Consider the following 16,938-nt stretch of genomic DNA (forward strand, 5'->3'; position numbering starts at 1 on the left):
GCGCCCGCCCGGCCGGTGCTTGCCCGGGCGGCAGCCCCTGCCGCCGGCGCCACACCGGCGCGGCCGCAGAGCCGGCCGGCCATCGCCGCACCTGCTCCAGCGCCCACCCGCACCCCCGCATCGGCCGGCGCCGGCGCGGACGACGAGTGGGAGAGCTTCTGATCGCCTGACGCGGCAAGCCCTTGCCAGGGCTACCATCGCCTTTTTCCCGGCGTCGGCCGGGACGGACAACGCAAAGGAGTCAAGCGATGAATCTGGGCCTGGCGGGCAAGTGGGCGCTGGTGTGCGGCGCAAGCAGAGGACTGGGGCGCGGCTGCGCCGAGGCGCTGGTGCGCGAGGGCGTCAACGTGGTCGTCAATGCGCGCGGCGCCGAGGGGTTGCAGCAGGCCGCAGCCGAGCTGCAGGCCCTGGGCGCTGCCAGCGACAACGGCACCGCACCGCGGGTGCTCGCCGCCGCCGCCGACATCACCACGGCCGAGGGGCGCGCCGCGGTGTTCGCCCTGGCCGGCGGCCCGGGCACCGATTTCGATATCGTCGTGACCAATGCCGGCGGCCCGCCGCCGGGGGACTTTCGCGACTGGGACCGGGAGGCCTGGCTGCGTGCGCTGGACGCCAACATGCTGACGCCCATCGAGCTGATGCGCGCCACGGTCGATGGCATGGCGGCGCGGGGCTTCGGGCGGGTCGTCAACATCACGTCGAGCGCCGTCAAGGCACCCATCGACATCCTGGGCCTGTCCAACGGCGCGCGCAGCGGCCTGACGGGGTTCGTCGCCGGCCTGGCGCGCAGCCCCCTGGCCGCACGCGGCGTCACCGTGAACAACCTGCTGCCGGGCAAGTTCGACACCGACCGGCTGGCCACCACCTTCCGCGCCGCCGCCGCGCAGACGGGCCGCAGCGAAGAGGACGTGCGCGCAGCGCAGCAGGCCCAGGTGCCGGCGCGGCGCTTTGGCACGCCGGCCGAGTTCGGCGCCATCTGCGCCTTCCTGTGCAGCGTGCACGCGGGCTACATCACCGGGCAGAACCTCCTGGCCGATGGCGGGGCCTACCCGGGGGCGTTTTGAGCCGGCTTCAATTTATATAGCTGCAAGCCAATGACTGGCGCGGGCTTCCGGCCTTTTTGATGCGAATTTTCGTCTTCAGCTGCGGCGCGACGAGATGACGATGCCGCCCACGATCAGCGCGAACGCCAGCCCGTGGTAGCCGTGCGGCACCTCGCCGAGGAAGGCCGCCGACAGCAGCGCCGCAAACAGCGGCGTCAGGTTGATGAAGAACGCGCCCATCACCGGCCCGGCGCGCTGCACGCCCAGGCCCCAGCAGCGGTAGGCCAGCAGGGCGGGGCCGATGGCGATGAACACCAGCATGGCCGCCAGGGGCCAGCCCCAGCTGGCGTGCCAGCGCCCGAGCGACCATTCCACCCCCGTGAACAGCCCCGACCAGGCCAGGCCGAAGACCATCTGCGCCATCAGAAAGGCGGCCCAGTCGCCGCGGATGGAGGCCGGCTGGTCGGTGCGCACCAGCAGCCAGCTGTAGAGCGCCCAGGACAGCGTGGCCAGCACCATGTAGAGGTCGCCCGCCACCAGGCGCAGCGCCAGCAGCTCCTGCCAGCTGCCGCGGCTGAGCACCGTGAGCACCCCGGCGATGGAGGCCAGCGCCCCCAGCACCTGCTGGCGCGAGACCGGCGCCTTGAAGAACAGCGCGCCGATGGCCAGCATCCAGATCGGCGCGCCCGCGCCCACCAGCGTCACGTTCAGCGGCGTGGAGGTGGTCAGCGCCATGTACTGCAGTGCGTTGTAGCTGCCGATGCCCAGCAGGCCCAGCAGCGCGTAGCGCCGCCAGTGCGGCCACAGGCCGCTGCCCGGGCGCAGCACCGGCCAGGCCAGCGGCAGGAGCAGCGCCAGGGCCAGCAGCCAGCGCAGGAAGTTCAGCGCCACGGGCGCGATCAGCGGCGCGGCCAGGCGGCCGACCACGGCATTGCCGGCCCACATCAGCGGCGCGGTGGCCAGCAGCAGGGCGGTGCCGGGCGTGAGCCGGTCGGTCTCGGGTTGGGAAGAGGGCATGGCGGGGTGCGACTGTAACCGCTGCGCCGCAGCGACTGCGCGGCTGCTGCGTGCATGGCACCATGGCGGGCTGCGCGTGGCCGGCAGGCCGGCCCGCATCCACACCAACCCCTTTTTTGCCCAGGAGAGACCAGAACATGACCCGTGCCGTACAGATCCGCCAGCACGGCGGCCCCGAGGAGCTGCAGCTCGTCGATGTGCCGGTGGGCGAGCCCGGCCCGGGCGAGGTGCGCATCCGCCACCGCGCCATCGGGCTGAACTTCATCGACGTCTATCACCGCACGGGCCTGTACCCGCTCGCCCTGCCTGCGACCATCGGCATGGAGGCCTCGGGCGTGATCGAGGCGGTGGGTGAGGGTGTCACGCACCTGGCCGTGGGGGACCGCGCGGCCTATGCCAGCATGCCGCCGGGCAGCTACTGCGAGGCGCGCGTCATGCCGGCGCAGTGCGTGTGCCGCCTGACCGACGCCATCGACTTCGAGACCGGCGCGGCCATGATGCTCAAGGGCCTCACCGCGCAGTACCTGCTCAAGAAGACCCTGCCGGTGGAGGGCCTGCAGCCGGGCGACCACGTGCTGTTTCACGCCGCCGCCGGCGGCGTGGGCCTGATCGCCTGCCAGTGGGCACGCGCACTGGGCCTGCAGCTGATCGCCACCGCCGGCAGCGACGAGAAGTGCCGCCTGGCGCTGGACAACGGCGCGGCGCACGCCATCAACTACCGCACCGAGGACTTTGCCGCGCGCGTGCGCGAGATCACCGGGGGGCGCGGCGTCAAGGTGGTCTATGACTCGGTGGGCAAGGACACCTGGGAGCAGTCCCTGCAGTGCCTGCGCCCCTTCGGCCTGATGGCCAGCTTCGGCAACGCGTCCGGGCCGGTGTCGCCGTTTGCGCCGGCGCAGCTCGGCGCGCTGGGCTCGCTCTACGTCACGCGCCAGACGCTGTTCACCCACATCCGCACGCGCGAGGCCACGCAGGCCATGGCCGACGAGCTGTTCGCCGTGGTGGCCAGCGGCCAGGTGAAGATCCATATCGCGCAACGCTACGCGCTCGATGACGTGCAGCAGGCGCACCGCGACCTGGAGGCGCGCCGCACCACGGGCTCGACCATCCTGACGCTGCCGTGAGGGCCGGGGTATTTGCGCAGTCCAGCTCAAATACTCCTGAAACCCAAGCCTGGCAAAGACTTTTCGCTATCAAAAATAAGAAACATCGGTTTTTGGCCCATGCCGCGCTCCCGTCTTCTTCCCGACAACTTCACCCTCGCGCTGCTGGGCACCGTGCTGCTGGCCAGCCTGCTGCCGGCCACCGGCGCGCTGGCCGGGAGGCTCGAACACGCGACCACCGCCGTGGTGGCGCTGCTGTTCTTCATGCACGGCGCCAAGCTGTCGCGCCAGGCGGTGCTGGCCGGCATCGGCCACTGGCGGCTGCACCTGCTGGTGGTGCTGTGCACCTTCGCGCTGTTTCCGGTGCTGGGCCTGTTGCTCAAGCCCGTGCTCACGCCGCTGGTGACGCCCGAGCTCTACACCGGCGTGCTGTTCCTGTGCGTGCTGCCGGCCACCGTGCAGTCGGCCATCGCCTTCACGGCCGTGGCCGGGGGCAACATGGCCGCCGCCGTGTGCAGCGCCTCGGCCTCGACGCTGCTGGGCATCTTCATCACGCCGGTGCTGGTCAGCCTGGTGCTGCCCCAGGCCGCCAGCGCCGGGCAGGACGTGCTCGGCGGCATCGGCCGCATCATGCTGCAGCTCATGCTGCCCTTTGCCTGCGGCCACCTGTTGCGGCCGTGGATCGCCGGCTTCATGGCGCGGCGCGCGGCGGCGCTGAAATACGTCGACCAGGGCTCGGTGCTGCTGGTCGTCTATACCGCCTTCAGCGCCGCGGTGGCGGGCGGGCTGTGGCAGCTGCTGCCGCTGCCGGCGCTGGCCGGCCTGCTGGTGGTGTGCGCCGTGCTGCTGGGGCTGGCGCTGGGCTTCACCACCTGGCTGTCGCGGCGGCTCGGGTTTTCGCGCGAGGACGAGATCACCATCGTCTTTTGCGGCTCCAAGAAGAGCCTGGTCAGCGGCGTGCCCATGGCCAAGGTGCTGTTCGATTCGCAGGCGGCCGGCGCCATCGTGCTGCCGCTAATGGTGTTCCACCAGATGCAGCTCATGGTCAGCGCGGTGCTGGCGCAGCGCTACGCCCGCCAGGGGCGCATGCGGGCAGGGGCAGCAGTCGCCCCCTGAATCTGGCTCAGGACGCGTCGCCCTGAGGCTGCGGGGCCAGGTCGGCTTCGCTCGCGCGCTCGGGGCGCAGGCGGCTGGGCGAGAGCGCGCCGGCGGACTCCAGGATGGGGTAGGCGATCGAGCTGATGTGCGAGTTGATGCGTTTCAGGTCGCTGATCAGGTCGATGTGCAGCGAGCTCGTCTCCATGCTGCGCACCGTGCGGTCCGTCAAGCGCATCAGGTGGCTGGTGGCGTAGGCGCGCTCCAGGTTGCGAAAGTGCACCTTCTCCTCCAGCAGGCGCTGCGCATCGCGCAGGTTGCCGTTGAGGAACACGCTCATGCCCAGGCGCAGGTTGCTCAGCAGGTGCTGGTGCAGCTCGGTGATCTCGGCCATGCCGGCCTCGGAAAAGTGCACGCCCTTCTTGATCTTCTTGTCCTCGATGTCCTGGACGATGCGCTCGATGATGTCGCCGATCTGCTCCATGTTGATGGTGAAGCTCAGGATGTCGGCCCAGCGGCGGCTCTCCTCCTCGCCCAGGTCGTCGCGTGAGACCTTGGTCAGGTAGTACTTGATGGACGAGTACAGGCTGTCCACCTCGTCGTCCATCTTGCGCAGGCGCTGCGCCTGCGCCTCGTCGTTGTTGCGGATCACCTCCATCACGCCCACGAGCATGCTCTCGACCACATCGGCCTGGTAGAGCGCCTCGCGCACCGCGCAGGAAATCGCCAGCGACGGAGTGCCCAGAGCCGAAGGGTCCAGGTGGTGCGGGCGCTCGCCCTGCGCCTGCGCGGGCTTGGGCAGCAGGCGCGCCACCCACTTGGCCACCCACTGCGTGAAGCCGATGAAGCCCACGCTGATGATGATGTTGTAGATCAGGTGGAACAGCACCACGCTGTGCGAGGTGCCGGGCAGGATGGGCTCGACATGGCGTATCCACAGGCCGATGAAGGGCGCCATCAGCGCCACGCCCAGGATCTTGAAGACCATGTTGCCCACCGTGACCTGGCGCACCTCCACGCTCGAGCGCGCCATGGTCAGCACGGCCGCCAGGCCATTGCCCAGGTTGGCCCCGAGCACCATGCCGAGCGCCATGCCCAGCGGCACGACCTGGGTGTCGGCCATGGCGGCGATCAGCAGCACCACGGCCAGGCTGGAATAGGAGACGATGGCCAGCACCGCGCCGATCAGGATCTCGGTCAGCAGGTCGCTGGCGATGGCCTCCAGCACCAGCGGCGTGATGGGCGAGGTCAGCATGGGCTCGGTGGCCTGCACCACGCGCTCGAGCGCCAGCAGCATCAGCCCCAGGCCGATGAACACCCGCCCCACGCGCCCGGCGGTGCTGGCCTGGCGCGTGATGAACAGCACCACGCCGACGAAGATGAAGACCGGCGACAGCCACGACAGGTCCAGCGAGAAGACCATGGCCATGAGGGCCGTGCCGATGTCGGCGCCGCGCATGACGGCCAGTGCCGCCGGCAGCGTGATCAGGCCCTGGCCGACGAAGGACGCCGTCATGAGCGAAGTGGCGGTGCTCGACTGCACCAGGGCGGTGACGCCGATGCCCGAGAGCGCGGCCGTGAAGCGGTTGCCCAGGCTGCGCGCCAGCATCGTGCGCAGGTTGGCGCCGAACACGCGCAGCACCCCCGTGCGAACGAGATGCGTGCCCCAGACGAGCAGGGCGACGGCGGCCAGCAGATTGAGCAGATGCTTCATGAAGGAACGGGAGACGACGGAAAAACGCGGCCGGCGCGCGCTGCGCCGAACCTTGCAGCATAGCGCTGCCGCGCCCCGCGGGAGCGGTCGCGCCGCAGTACCCCCGGCGGCTTCGTTACATGTCGCCGGCACTTGACCGGACGCGAAAAAAATGCCGGCCGCGGCCCTTCGGAAGGGAAAGAAGGCACGCACGCCCGGTAAACATGCGCAAAAGGAGGGCGGCCCGCGTAACATCGCCGCTTTGCACTTTCTCGGGTCTCCCAGGCATGTGGAATCGGCTGCGCATCACCCATCGTTTTCTCCTGATCCTGAGCGCTTTCTGGCTCTCGGGCGCCGCCGTCATCGGCGTGAGCCTGTGGGGCCTGTCCTCGGCGCGTGACAGCCTGAAGTCCGTGCACGACCACGCCATGGCGCTGGCGCTGCAGGCCGACGACGTGGCCGCGCTGGCGGTGCAGAACCGCGTGCAGCTGCTGCTGGCTTTTCAGCACGCCCCGGAAGGGTTGCTGGCGGCCATCCACCAGCATCCGGTGGAGGAGCACCTGACCTCGCTCACCGGCATGCGCGGCAGGATCACCCAGACCCTCAAGGCGATGGAGGAGGCCCTGCAGAGCCCCGAGGAAAAAGAGCTGTTCGCCGCCCTGCAGGCCGCACGTGCCGCCTGGGTAGCAGAACTGGATGCGGCCACCCAGGCCGTGCGTCAGGGAGACTACGCTCCCGATCGCATGGAGCGCTTCCTGCAGGCCGGGCGCACCCATGGCGAGGCCATGGTCACGGCCGCCCAGCGGTTTCGCACCCACCAGGTCGCGCAGGCCGATGCCGCCTACCAGGGCGCGCAGCAGCGCTATGAGCTGGCCCTGTGGATCTTCGCCCTCTCGACCTTCCTGCTGGGCCTGCCGGCCTCGCTCATGGGACTGGCCCTGCTGGCGCGGCTGGCTCGGGGCTTTCGCTCGGCCAACGCCGCGGCGTCGGCCATTGCGTCGAGCGACCTCACTCACCGCATCGAGCAGTCGGACGGTGGCCGCGACGAGATCGGCGCCATGCTCACGCAGATGGAGACCATGCGCGGCAACCTGAGCCACATCATCGGCCAGGTCAGCGGCGGCGCCAGCGCCATCGCCGGCGCCTCCACACAGGTGGCGGCGGGCACGCGCGACCTGGCCTCGCGCACCGAGCAGCAGGCCAGCGCTCTGGAAGAGACCGCCTCGGCCACCGAGGAGCTGTCGAGCACCGTCCAGCACAACGCCGACAGCGCCGCCCAGGCCAGCCAGCTGGCCGCCACCGCCACCGGCGTGGCGCAGCGCGGCGGCGCCACCATGGAGCAGGTGGTGCAGACCATGCAGGGCATCAACACCGCCTCGGCGCGCGTGGCCGACATCATCAGCGTGATCGACGGCATCGCCTTCCAGACCAACATCCTGGCGCTGAACGCCGCCGTGGAGGCCGCGCGCGCGGGCGAGCAGGGCCGGGGCTTTGCCGTGGTGGCGGGCGAGGTGCGCATGCTGGCACAGCGCTCGGCGGCGGCGGCGCGCGAGATCAAGGACCTCATCACCGACTCCACCGCCAAGGTCAACGCCGGCAGCTCGCAGGTGGGCGAGGCGGGCGCGACCATGCAGGAGATCGTCGGCGTGATCGAGCGCGTGGCGCGCCTGGTCGATGAGATTGCCGCGGCCAGCCGCGAGCAGTCGCTGGGCCTCACGCAGATCAACCAGGCCGTGGCCCACCTCGACGGCGTGACGCAGCAGAACGCCGCGCTGGTGGAAGAGACTTCGGCCGCCTCGGACTCGCTGCAGTCCCAGGCCCGCCAGCTGGCGCAGCTGGCCACCACCTTCAAGCTGGAGCAGCGCCCGGCCGGGGCCGCCGCCAGCCGGGCCGCGGCGCCCCGGGCGCCGGCCCTCACGCACTGAGAGCCCGTGAGCAGGCTCTGAGAGCCTGGCGGGAGCGCGCGCCGCAACCGCGGCGCGCGCTCACCCGGCGCGGCGCACGCGCAGCAGCTCGTCCAGGATCAGGCAGGCCGCGCCCAGGGTGATGCCCGCGTCGGCCAGGTTGAAGGCGGGAAAGTGCCCGCCGTGGAAGACGCCCGAGAGGAACGGCCAGTGGAAGTCGAGGAAGTCCACCACGTAGCCGTGCATCAGGCGGTCCACCACGTTGCCCACGGCGCCGCCCAGGATGCTCGAAAGGGCAAAGGCGTAGAGTTTCTGCCCCGGGTGGCGGTACAGCTGCCACAGGATGAAGACGGCCGCCACCGCGCCGATGCCGGTGAACAGCCAGCGCTGCCAGCCGCCAGCGTCGGCCAGCATGGAGAACGCGGCACCCGTGTTGTGCGCGCGCACGATGTTGAAGAACGACGTCACCGGCGTCGCGTCGCCCAGCTGGTAGTAGCCCAGGATCAGCGTCTTGGTGAACTGGTCGGCCAGAAAGATGAACAGCGCCCAGGCCAGCCAGATCACCATGCCCCGGCCCTTGCCGCCGCCTGCCGCGCGCGCCATCACGCGTGCAGCCGGGCTTCGCCCGCGCCGTCCAGGTTGCTGGTGCAGCGGCCGCACAGCGCAGGGTGCGCGGCGTCGTGGCCCACGTCGGCACGCCAGTGCCAGCAGCGCTCGCACTTGGGGTCTGGGCTGGGCTGCACCGCGATCTCGAGCTGCTGCGCGGCCACAAGTTCGACGGCGGAGACGATGAAGATGAACTTCAGGTCATCCCCCAGGCTGGCCAGCAGCGCGTGGTCCTCAGGGCCCGTGCCCAGGCGCACCACGGCCTGCAGGGACGAGCCCACGGCGCCGGATTCGCGTACCGCCTCGATCTCCTTGTTCACGGCGTCGCGGATGGCGCGCAGGCGCTGCCACTTGGCCAGCAGCGCCTCGTCGCCCTGCGGCAGGTCGGTGAAAGTCTCCAGGAAGATGGATTCCGAATGGCCGAAGACCTTCCAGGATTCCTCCGCGGTGAAGGACAGGAAGGGCGCCATCCAGCGCAGCATGGCGTGGGTGATCTGGTGCAGGGCGGTCTGCGCGCTGCGCCGCGCCAGCGACTTCGGCGCCGTCGTGTAGAGCCGGTCCTTGAGCACGTCCAGGTAGAAGCCGCCCAGGTCCTCTGAGCAAAACAGCTGCAGGCGCGCCACCACCGGGTGGAACTCATAGACCCTGTAGTGCGCCAGGATCTCCTGCTGCACGCGCGCCGCGTGCGCCAGCGCCCAGCGGTCGATCTCCAGCAGGTCGGCGGGGGCCACGGCGTCTGCTGCCGGGTCGAAGTCGCTCACGTTGGCCAGCAGGAAGCGCAGCGTGTTGCGGATGCGCCGGTAGGCGTCCACCACGCGGGCCAGGATCTTGTCATCGATGGCCAGGTCGCCGGAGTAGTCGGTGGAGGCGCACCACAGGCGGATGATCTCCGCGCCCAGCTTGCCGCTCACCTCCTGCGGCGAGACGGTGTTGCCCAGCGACTTGCTCATCTTCTTGCCCTGGCCGTCCACCGTGAAGCCGTGCGTGAGCAGGCCGCGGTAGGGCGCGCGCCCGAAGATGGCCGACGCCAGCAGCAGCGAGCTGTGGAACCAGCCGCGGTGCTGGTCGTGGCCTTCCAGGTACAGGTCGGCCTCGGGGCCAGAGTCGTGGTGCATGCCGGCGTGCGTGCCGCGCAGCACGTGCCAGAAGGTGGAGCCGGAGTCGAACCAGACCTCCAGGATGTCGGTGCTCTTGGTGTAGTGCTGCGCGTCCTCAGCGCCCAGGATCTCCTCGGCCGTGGCGCGGCTCCAGGCCTCGATGCCGCCCTGCTCGACGATGGCGGCCGCCTGGTCGATGATCTCCATGGTGCGCGGGTGCAGCTCGCCCGAGTCCTGGTGCAGGAAGAAGGGCAGCGGCACGCCCCAGCTGCGCTGGCGCGAGATGCACCAGTCGGGCCGGCCAGCAATCATGTCGCGCAGGCGGGCACGGCCGTTTTCCGGGTAGAAGCTGGTGTGCTCGATGGCCTCCAGGGCGATCTGGCGCAGGGTCTTGGCGGGCTTTTGCGCCGGGTCGGTGAACACGCCCTCGCCCTCGTCCATGCGGATGAACCACTGCGCGGCGGCGCGGTAGATGACCGGGGTCTTGTGGCGCCAGCAGTGCGGGTAGCTGTGGGTGATGGTTTTCGTGTTCAGCAGCCGGTCGGCCACGCGCAGCGCGTCGATGATGACCGGCACCGCCTTCCAGATGTGCTGGCCGCCGAACAGCCCCAGGTCGGGCGCATAGACGCCGTTGCCCTGGACGGGATTCAGGATGTCCTCGTAGCGCATGCCGTTGGCCACGCAGGAGTTGAAGTCGTCCACGCCATAGGCGGGCGAGGAATGCACGATGCCGGTGCCGTCCTCGGCCGTCGCGTATTCGGCGAGATAAATGGGCGAGAAGCGGTCGAATGCCGCATCCACATGTGCCAGCGGGTGCTTGAACCTGATGTGGTCGAGTTTTTCGCCCAGGGTGGTGGCGACCACGGTGCCGGCGAGGCCCCAGCGCTCCAGGCACTGGTCCACCAGGGCCGAGGCCACCATCAGCAGGCCGCGCCCGGTGTCCACCAAGCTGTACTCCAGCTCGGGGTTCACGTTCAGCGCCTGGTTGGCGGGAATAGTCCAGGAGGTGGTGGTCCAGATGACGGCAAATGCCGGCTTGCCCAGCGCAGCCAGGCCGAAGGCGGCGGCGAGCTGGTCTGGCTCGGCGGCCGGGAACATGACGTCCAGCGTCTGGCTCTGCTTGTCCTGGTACTCGATCTCGAACTCGGCCAGCGACGAGGCGCAGTCGAAGCACCAGTGCACGGGCTTCAAGCCGCGATAGACGAAGCCGCGCTGCATGACCTTTTTCAGCGCGCGCAGTTCACCGGCCTCGCTGGCATAGGCCATGGTCTGGTAGGGGTTGTCCCACTCGCCCAGCACGCCCAGGCGCTTGAAGTCGCGGCGCTGCTGGTCGATCTGCTCGGCGGCAAACGCCCGGCCGCTGGCCTGCATCTCGTCGCGCGGCAGCTTGCGGCCGTGCAGCTTCTCGATGGCGTTCTCGATCGGCAGGCCGTGGCAGTCCCAGCCCGGGGTGTAGAGCGCATCGAAGCCTTCAAGCTGGCGCTCCTTGACGATCATGTCCTTGAGGATCTTGTTCACCGCGTGGCCGATGTGCAGCTGGCCATTGGCATAGGGCGGGCCGTCGTGCAGGATGAACTTGGGCGCGCCGCGGCGGGCGTCGCGCAGGCGCTGGTAGATGCCCTTTTCGTCCCACTCGCGCACCCACTGCGGCTCGCGGCGGGCCAGGTCGCCGCGCATGGGGAAGGGCGTGTCGGGCATGTTGAGCGTGCTGCGGTAGCCGCTCGCGGGGGCGTTCTTGGCGTTCTTCTGATCGGACATCGGGGTCTCGGGCCTTCAGGGGTGTGCTCCGGCCCGCGCGGGTCGGGGCGGTGGGAGCAGGAAAGAGGGAAGGTGCAGCGGGCGCCGGCCCGCGCGAGGACGGGGCGCGCCCGTCAAATTCGGTCGCGCGTGGTCTGGCGGCGGGTTTCGGCGTGGGTGGCCGAGGGGGCGGCGGCAAAGAAGGCGCGCGCCTCGGCACAGTCGCGGGCGATGCCGGCGGTGAGGGCGTCGAGGCTCTCGTACTTGCGCTCGTCGTGCAGTTTGTGCAGCAGTTCCACCCGGATGATTTTACCGTAGGCCCCTTCCGGCCCCAGGTGGGCGGGCCAGGTGAGGCAGTGCGTCTCCAGCAGCACGCGCCCGCCGTTCACGTCGCCCGGATCGAGGGACGGACGCACGCCCAGGTTGGCCACGCCCGGCAGGGGCTCGTCGTCCAGCCCATGCACCAGCACGGCGAAGATGCCGCTGGCCGCGCTCTTCCAGTGCGAAAAGCGCAGGTTCAGCGTGCGAAAGCCGTCCTGGTGCGGGCCGCTGGCGGCCGACTGGCCCAGTGCCCGGCCAAGCTTGCGCCCATGCACCACGTGGCCGGAGATGGCGTAGGGCCGGCCCAGCAGGCGCGCCGCCTCGTCCATGTCGCCCGCGGCCAGGGCTTGCCGCACGGCGGTGCTGGAGACGCGCTCGCCGTGCAGCTCGTAGCTGTTCATGCGCGCCACCTCGAAGCCCTGCTGCCGCCCGGCCGCATCGAGCAGCGCGTAGTCGCCCGCGCGCTGGCTGCCGAAGCGAAAGTCGTCGCCCACCAGCACGTAGCGCGCACCCAGGCCGGCCACCAGCACCTGGTCGATGAACTCCTGCGCCGTCAGGCGCGCCAGGCGCTCGTTGAAGGGCAGCACCACGGTCTGATCCACACCGCAGGCGGCCAGCTGCGCCAGCTTGTCGCGCAGCGTGCCGATGCGCGCCGGCGCCAGCTCGGGACGCTGGTGGACGCGGGCGAAATAGTCGCGCGGGTGCGGCTCGAAGGTCAGCGCGCAGCCGGGCAGGCCGCGCTGCTGCGCCTCGCCCATCAGCAGTGCCACCATGGCCTGATGGCCGCGGTGCACGCCGTCGAAGTTGCCGATGGTCAGGGCGCACGCCGGGGCCACGCCAGGGTGGTGCAAGCCTCGAAAAATCTTCATTGGGTGCTTTTGTTTTGATAGCTGAATGCCCAATCCCGGCAAGGGCTTGCGCATGTTTTACCTGAGCGGAGTATATTGTCTGACAGGGGCGCGCATTTTGCCCGGCGCGCCCAGGCATCGGGAGGTTCTCGTGAAGGTCTTGAAGCTGTCGGCCCAGGGGCTGCCGCAATCGTGGATCACGCTGGAGGACGCGGTGACGCACTACGCCGCGGGCGACGTGCGCTGGGAGCTCGGCTCGCAGATCGCGGTGTTTCGCGGCGGGCACAACGCTGCCACCGGGCTGCAGTCGCAGATCGGCGTGAGCAGCATCATCGGCACACGCGGCGCGCCGGGCATCAACCCCTTCGAGCTCACGCCCAGCCTCACCAACAGCAAACTGTTCGCGCGCGACCGCAACCTGTGCGCCTACTGCGGCGGGCACTTCCCGGAGGCCGACCTCACGCGCGAGCACATCGCCCCCGTGGCCCGAGGCGGGCAGAACCACTGGATGAACGTGGTGACGGCCTGCCGCTCATGCAACCACAGAAAGGGCCCGCGCACGCCCGAGCAGGCACGCATGCCGCTCCTGTACACGCCCTACGTGCCCAGCCTGTGGGAGGACTTCATCCTGCGCAACCGGCGCATCCTGGCCGACCAGATGGAGTTTCTGATGGCGCACGTGCCCCGTTCGTCGCGGCTGCTGAGCTGAGGCGCGCGCCGGGGCGGGGAGAGATGCGGCCAGGCGCGTCAGGCAAACACGCCGGCCGTCTCCTGCATGCGCGCCGACACTTCGCCCAGGTGGTGCAGCGTGTCGCCCCAGGTCATCTCCAGCTGGGTCAGCGTCTTGAAGTAGTGGCTGCCGATGTATTCGTCGGTCACGCCGATGCCGCCGTGCAGCTGCACCGACTGCTGGCCGACGAAACGGATGGACTGGCCCAGCTGCACCTTGGCACGGGCCAGGGCCTGGCGCCGCTCGGCGGCGGGCTCGGCCAGCTTGAGGCTGGCGTAGTAGCTCATGGAGCGCGCCAGCTCCAGCTTCATTTTCATGTCGGCCATGCGGTGGCGCAGCGCCTGGAAGCTGGCGATGGGCACGCCGAACTGCCGGCGCTGGTTGAGGTAGTCGGCCGTGAGGCGCACGGTCTCGTCCATGGTGCCCACGGCGTAGGCGCAGGTGCTGGCGATGCCGATGTCGGCCGCCAGCTCCAGCGCGGCCAGGCCGTCGGCGGCGAGCAGCCGGGCGGGGGCATCGTCCAGCCGCAGCTCGGCCGCGCGGCTGCCGTTCTGGGTCAGGTAGCCCTCGGCGCGCACGCCGTCGGCCTGGCGCTCGACCAGGAACAGCGCGATGCGCCCGTCCAGCTGCGCCGGCACGATGAAGGCATCGGCCCGGTCACCTGCGGGGACTATGCTTTTGAGAGCTGTCACCCTATGACTGTCGCCGTCTTGTGCTGCTTTTGCCTCGCAAACGTCGAGCCGGTAGCGGGCCTTGCGCTCCTGGTGGGCCAGCACCACCAGCGCTTCGCCGCTGGCGATTGCCGGCAGCCAGCGGGCTTGCATGTCCTGCGGGGCGTGGTCGGCCAGCAGGCGCGCGGCGATGAAGGCCTGCGCCAGCGGCTCGAGCACGATGCCCCGGCCCAGCTCCTCCAGTGCCACCATGGCGTCCACCGCGCCCTGGGCCAGGCCGCCGTGTACCTCGGGCACCATCAGGGCCGTCAGGCCCAGCTCGGCCAGCTCGCTCCAGGCGGCGCGGTCAAAGCCCCCGGCGGCCACGATGGCGCGGCGGCGCTCGAAGCCGTAGCCCTTGTCCACCCAGCGGCGCACGGCATCGCGCAGTTGCTGCTGGTCTTCGGAGAAATCGAAATCCATGGGTTGTCTCCAGAAAGTTCAGCCGAGCACGGTCTGCGCGACGATGTTGCGCTGCACTTCGTTGCTGCCGCCGTAGATGGTGGTCTTGCGCATGTTGAAGTAGCTGGCGGCCAGCGGCGCGTTGGCCACCACACCGCCTGGGAAGTCGCCCTGCCAGCCCGCGTCCATGGCCTCCTCGATGAAGGGCAGCGAGAAGGGCCCGGCCGCCAGCATCATCAGCTCGGTGTAGCGCTGCTGGATCTCGCTGCCGCGAATCTTCAGAAGGCCCGCGATGTCCAGCGGGTTCTTGCCGCTCTTTTGCGCCGACAGCACGCGCAGCACCAGCATCTCCAGCGCCACCACGTCCACCTCCAGCCGCGCGATCTGGTCGCGAAAGCGCGGGTCGTCCCAGACGCCCTCGGTCTTTGCGATGCGCTTCAAGCGCTCCAGCTCGCGCTTGGCGCGGTTCACGTCGGCGATGTTGGTGCGCTCGTGCGCCAGCAGGTGCTTGGCGTAGGTCCAGCCCTTGTTCTCCTCGCCGATCAGCTGGTCGGCGGGCACCTCGACGTTGTCGAAGAAAACCTCGTTGACCTCGCACTCGCCATCGAGCAGCTTGATGGGCCGCACGGTGACGCCGGGCGACTTCATGTCCAGCAGCAGGAAAGAGATGCCGGTCTGCGGCTTGCCCTCGGTACTGGTGCGCACCAGGTTGAACATCCAGTCGCCGTACTGGCCCAGCGTGGTCCAGGTCTTCTGGCCGTTGACGATGTATTTGTCGCCCACGCGCTCGGCGCGGGTCTTGAGGCTGGCCAGGTCCGAGCCGGCGCCCGGCTCGCTGTAGCCCTGGCTCCACCAGACCTCGCCGCTGGCGATGCCGGGCAAAAAGCGCTTTTGCTGCTCGGGCGTGCCAAACGCCATGATCACCGGCGCCACCATCACCGGCCCGAAGGGGATGATGCGCGGCGCGCCGGCCAGGGCGCATTCCTCCTCGAACAGGTGCTTTTGCACCGCGTTCCAGCCCGGGCCGCCGAACTCCTGGGGCCATGCGTAGCCCAGCCAGCCCTTCTTGCCCAAAATCTTGGCCCAGCCCTGCATGTCCTCGCGCGTCAGGCGCAGGGCGTTGTGCACCTTGTGCGCGATGTCGGGGGGCAGGTGGCCGCGGACCCACTCGCGCACCTCGGCGCGGAAGGCCTGCTCTTCAGGGGTGAATGCGAGATCCATGCGTCATGTCTCCTTGTGAGGCGCCGGTTGTAGCACGACCGTTCGTGCCGCTCCTGTCCACGCGGCGACAGAGAAGGTTCAGGCGCCTGCCGCATCCAGGCCGAGCTGCTCGCACAGCCTGTGCACGGTGGCGCGCAGCGCCGCCACCTCCGCCTCCAGGGCCTGCACGCGGTCGGGCAGAGCGCCGCCTGCCGGTGCCGGGGCGGATGCGGGCGCCGCCTCGGGCAGCTGCGGCGCGCCGCACAGCAGGTGGGCCCAGCGGCTCTCGCGCGCGCCGGGGGCGCGCGGCAGCAGCGCCACCAGCGGGCCGCCGCGCTCGTCGCTGCGCTCGGCCAGCTCGTCCAAAAAGGCCTCGACCGAGGAGATGTCGGCAAAGCGGTGCCAGCGCTCGGCGTTGATGCGCAGCTCGCCCGCCGTCTGCGGGCCGCGCAGCATCAGCAGCGACAGCAGCACCGCCGACTGGTCGGGCACACCCACGCCGCGCGGGAAGTTGTGCTCCCAGCGCGCCACGCGCGCGCCGCCAATCTCCACCACCAGCGCGCGCCGGCGCAGGCCGTCGAGCGCCTCCTGCACCTCGCCCTCGCTCAGCTGCAGGACCGGTTCGCGGCTGGACTTCTGGTTGCAGCCGGCCACCAGGCTGTTGAGGGTGAGGGGGTAGCTGTCGGGCACGGTGCGCGACTTTTCCATCAGCGTGGCGAGCACGCGGGCCTGGACGCCATCCAGGGGTTGGCTGCGGCCGTCAAAGGGTGCGGGAAAGGGTGCGGACATGGCGGGATAATTTGCGGCAAATGAAAAACATCGTGATTCTGATCTCCGGCGGCGGCTCCAACATGGCGGCCATCGTGCGCGCGGCCGAGCAGCAGGACTGGGCCGGGCGCCACGGCATCCGCATCGCCGCGGTGCTGAGCAACCGGGCCGATGCCGGGGGCCTGCAGTTCGCGCGCGAGCGCGGCATCCCCACGCAGGTGCTCGACCACAAGGCCTACCCCTCGCGCGAGGCCTTCGACACGGCGCTGGCCGAGGCCGTTCAGGCGCACGATCCGGCGCTGGTGGTGCTGGCCGGCTTCATGCGCATCCTCACGCCGGCCTTCGTCGAGCGCTTTGCCGGGCGGCTGCTGAACATCCACCCCTCGCTGCTGCCGGCCTTCACGGGCCTGAACACGCACCAGCGCGCCATCGACGCGGGCTGCAAGGTAGCCGGCTGCACCGTGCACGAGGTGACGGCCGAGCTGGACGTGGGCCCCATCCTGGAGCAGGCGGTGGTGCCGGTGCTGCCCTGCGACACGGCGGCGACGCTGGCCGCCCGCGTACTCGAGCAGGAGCACGTGATCTACCCGCGCGCCATCCTGGCGCACCTGCGGGATGGGGCTGGAGGCGAAAAAGCGCTCTGCACGAGCGCTTCCTGAAACAC

14 protein-coding genes are annotated in these 16,938 nt (G+C 70.0%); 6 read left to right on the plus strand and 8 right to left on the minus strand.

Going from position 1 to position 16,938, the window contains the following annotated elements:
- Positions 1 to 248 precede the first annotated feature (248 nt).
- The gene (locus tag RT051_RS00605; RefSeq protein ID WP_313069894.1) at positions 249 to 1,064 is read left to right on the plus strand and encodes an SDR family oxidoreductase; all 816 of its coding nucleotides are present in this window, start codon (positions 249 to 251) and stop codon (positions 1,062 to 1,064) included.
- 75 nt (positions 1,065 to 1,139) lie between these two features.
- Here RT051_RS00605 and RT051_RS00610 read toward each other — a convergent pair whose 3' ends face one another.
- On the minus strand, positions 1,140 to 2,060 hold the full coding sequence (locus RT051_RS00610) for a DMT family transporter (protein WP_313069897.1): 921 nt from the start codon (positions 2,058 to 2,060) through the stop codon (positions 1,140 to 1,142).
- A gap of 137 nt (positions 2,061 to 2,197) precedes the next feature.
- On the opposite strand from RT051_RS00610, the gene RT051_RS00615 reads away from it, so the two are divergent.
- Together RT051_RS00615 and RT051_RS00620 are read left to right on the plus strand one after the other, a co-directional pair.
- Positions 2,198 to 3,184 carry a quinone oxidoreductase gene (locus RT051_RS00615; protein ID WP_313069899.1) on the plus strand — a complete coding sequence of 329 codons (987 nt, stop codon included), beginning with the start codon at positions 2,198 to 2,200 and terminating at the stop codon, positions 3,182 to 3,184.
- 99 nt (positions 3,185 to 3,283) lie between these two features.
- Positions 3,284 to 4,279, plus strand: a complete 996-nt coding sequence (locus RT051_RS00620; RefSeq protein ID WP_313069902.1) for a bile acid:sodium symporter family protein — start codon at positions 3,284 to 3,286, stop codon at positions 4,277 to 4,279.
- Between the two features lie 7 nt (positions 4,280 to 4,286).
- Here RT051_RS00620 and RT051_RS00625 read toward each other — a convergent pair whose 3' ends face one another.
- Positions 4,287 to 5,972, minus strand: coding sequence for a Na/Pi cotransporter family protein (locus tag RT051_RS00625; protein ID WP_313069906.1), 1,686 nt, complete (start codon positions 5,970 to 5,972; stop codon positions 4,287 to 4,289).
- Positions 5,973 to 6,238: 266 nt separating this feature from the next.
- Between RT051_RS00625 and RT051_RS00630 the strand changes: the two genes are divergently transcribed.
- Positions 6,239 to 7,876, plus strand: a complete 1,638-nt coding sequence (locus RT051_RS00630) for a methyl-accepting chemotaxis protein (RefSeq protein ID WP_313069909.1) — start codon at positions 6,239 to 6,241, stop codon at positions 7,874 to 7,876.
- 60 nt (positions 7,877 to 7,936) lie between these two features.
- Here RT051_RS00630 and lspA read toward each other — a convergent pair whose 3' ends face one another.
- From lspA to RT051_RS00645, 3 genes are all read right to left on the minus strand, one after another.
- Entirely contained in the window at positions 7,937 to 8,458 is a 522-nt protein-coding gene (gene lspA, locus RT051_RS00635) for a signal peptidase II (RefSeq protein WP_313069912.1), read from the minus strand.
- A complete protein-coding gene (ileS, locus tag RT051_RS00640) occupies positions 8,458 to 11,316 on the minus strand; it encodes an isoleucine--tRNA ligase (RefSeq protein ID WP_313069915.1) in 2,859 nt (952 codons plus the stop codon). Before ileS ends, lspA begins: the two co-directional genes overlap by 1 nt.
- A 113-nt stretch (positions 11,317 to 11,429) precedes the next feature.
- Positions 11,430 to 12,485, minus strand: a complete 1,056-nt coding sequence (locus tag RT051_RS00645) for a bifunctional riboflavin kinase/FAD synthetase (protein ID WP_313069918.1) — start codon at positions 12,483 to 12,485, stop codon at positions 11,430 to 11,432.
- Between the two features lie 130 nt (positions 12,486 to 12,615).
- On the opposite strand from RT051_RS00645, the gene RT051_RS00650 reads away from it, so the two are divergent.
- Positions 12,616 to 13,173 carry an HNH endonuclease gene (locus RT051_RS00650; RefSeq protein ID WP_313069921.1) on the plus strand — a complete coding sequence of 186 codons (558 nt, stop codon included), beginning with the start codon at positions 12,616 to 12,618 and terminating at the stop codon, positions 13,171 to 13,173.
- 38 nt (positions 13,174 to 13,211) lie between these two features.
- On the opposite strand, the gene RT051_RS00655 is transcribed toward RT051_RS00650, so the two are convergent.
- The 3 genes from RT051_RS00655 to RT051_RS00665 form a co-directional block, all read right to left on the minus strand.
- Positions 13,212 to 14,327 (minus strand): acyl-CoA dehydrogenase family protein, encoded by a 1,116-nt coding sequence (locus RT051_RS00655; RefSeq protein WP_313069924.1) that lies wholly within the window; start codon positions 14,325 to 14,327, stop codon positions 13,212 to 13,214.
- Between the two features lie 18 nt (positions 14,328 to 14,345).
- Positions 14,346 to 15,527, minus strand: coding sequence for an acyl-CoA dehydrogenase family protein (locus RT051_RS00660; RefSeq protein ID WP_313069927.1), 1,182 nt, complete (start codon positions 15,525 to 15,527; stop codon positions 14,346 to 14,348).
- A 78-nt stretch (positions 15,528 to 15,605) separates the two neighbouring features.
- Positions 15,606 to 16,295, minus strand: a complete 690-nt coding sequence (locus tag RT051_RS00665) for a YceH family protein (RefSeq protein ID WP_313069930.1) — start codon at positions 16,293 to 16,295, stop codon at positions 15,606 to 15,608.
- A 20-nt stretch (positions 16,296 to 16,315) separates the two neighbouring features.
- On the opposite strand from RT051_RS00665, the gene purN reads away from it, so the two are divergent.
- Complete coding sequence (gene purN / locus RT051_RS00670) at positions 16,316 to 16,933, plus strand: phosphoribosylglycinamide formyltransferase (protein ID WP_313069933.1); 618 nt, start codon at positions 16,316 to 16,318, stop codon at positions 16,931 to 16,933.
- Positions 16,934 to 16,938 lie beyond the last annotated feature (5 nt).

Source organism: Melaminivora sp. (genome assembly GCF_032059615.1).
Lineage (GTDB): Bacteria > Pseudomonadota > Gammaproteobacteria > Burkholderiales > Burkholderiaceae_C > Melaminivora.

What these genes read in the sequence shown, in the direction of transcription:
- RT051_RS00615 (WP_313069899.1), top strand. Translation starts at nt 2,198, where the DNA reads ATGACCCGTGCCGTACAGATCCGCCAGCACGGCGGCCCCGAGGAGCTG.
- RT051_RS00665 (WP_313069930.1), bottom strand. Translation starts at nt 16,295, where the DNA reads ATGTCCGCACCCTTTCCCGCACCCTTTGACGGCCGCAGCCAACCCCTG.
- purN (WP_313069933.1), top strand. Translation starts at nt 16,316, where the DNA reads ATGAAAAACATCGTGATTCTGATCTCCGGCGGCGGCTCCAACATGGCG.
- lspA (WP_313069912.1), bottom strand. Translation starts at nt 8,458, where the DNA reads ATGGCGCGCGCGGCAGGCGGCGGCAAGGGCCGGGGCATGGTGATCTGG.
- RT051_RS00610 (WP_313069897.1), bottom strand. Translation starts at nt 2,060, where the DNA reads ATGCCCTCTTCCCAACCCGAGACCGACCGGCTCACGCCCGGCACCGCC.
- ileS (WP_313069915.1), bottom strand. Translation starts at nt 11,316, where the DNA reads ATGTCCGATCAGAAGAACGCCAAGAACGCCCCCGCGAGCGGCTACCGC.
- RT051_RS00620 (WP_313069902.1), top strand. Translation starts at nt 3,284, where the DNA reads ATGCCGCGCTCCCGTCTTCTTCCCGACAACTTCACCCTCGCGCTGCTG.
- RT051_RS00645 (WP_313069918.1), bottom strand. Translation starts at nt 12,485, where the DNA reads ATGAAGATTTTTCGAGGCTTGCACCACCCTGGCGTGGCCCCGGCGTGC.
- RT051_RS00605 (WP_313069894.1), top strand. Translation starts at nt 249, where the DNA reads ATGAATCTGGGCCTGGCGGGCAAGTGGGCGCTGGTGTGCGGCGCAAGC.
- RT051_RS00655 (WP_313069924.1), bottom strand. Translation starts at nt 14,327, where the DNA reads ATGGATTTCGATTTCTCCGAAGACCAGCAGCAACTGCGCGATGCCGTG.
- RT051_RS00625 (WP_313069906.1), bottom strand. Translation starts at nt 5,972, where the DNA reads ATGAAGCATCTGCTCAATCTGCTGGCCGCCGTCGCCCTGCTCGTCTGG.
- RT051_RS00630 (WP_313069909.1), top strand. Translation starts at nt 6,239, where the DNA reads ATGTGGAATCGGCTGCGCATCACCCATCGTTTTCTCCTGATCCTGAGC.
- RT051_RS00660 (WP_313069927.1), bottom strand. Translation starts at nt 15,527, where the DNA reads ATGGATCTCGCATTCACCCCTGAAGAGCAGGCCTTCCGCGCCGAGGTG.